We start from the raw sequence: 487 nt of genomic DNA, 5'->3' as shown, positions 1-487 counted from the left end.
TGGCAATGCCGCCCGTGGCGTTCTGTGCCCCGGACAAGCTTGTGTAATAGGTCACTCCATAGGATGACGGATCCTGTCCGTTCAGTATGGTGGCATCCTGTTGTGTCAGGTCAAAGGTATAGACACCATCGGTGTTCAGTTCACAGGCAATCAGGTCTTCAAGCTCTGCCGATGCATCGGGAAGCGGGTTGACCACTACCTGGAAGCTGGTCACGTTGTAACAGCCCGTTTGGTCGTTGGTGACCCTTACCCATACGGTCTGTGGGGTCTGGGTGTTCACAAAGGCCGTAGCATCTGCTATGGATGTGTCCCCTTCCTCTGCACCTTCTTCCGTGGTATGGTAGGTAGCCGTTAGGCCGTTCTCTCCCGGAAGGATGATACTGTCCTCCATCACCGTTAGGTCAAAGCTCTCGGACAGGTCTCCCGTATCGGTATCGTCACAGGCCACAAGATCCTGAAGGTTCTCTGCAGGGGTCGGTGTTGGCAA

General features: G+C 55.0%; 1 protein-coding gene. It reads right to left on the bottom strand.

Annotated elements, in window-relative coordinates:
* The coding region (locus LOK78_RS16410) for an FIDD domain-containing protein (protein WP_232635669.1) at positions 1 to 487 on the bottom strand (487 nt) is incomplete at both ends.

Origin of the sequence: Mangrovimonas futianensis, assembly GCF_021245805.1 — a bacterium.
Classification (GTDB): Bacteria; Bacteroidota; Bacteroidia; order Flavobacteriales; family Flavobacteriaceae; genus Mangrovimonas; species Mangrovimonas futianensis.
Note: the sequence above shows the minus strand (reverse complement) of the source record. Positions and strands in the feature narration are given on the sequence as shown.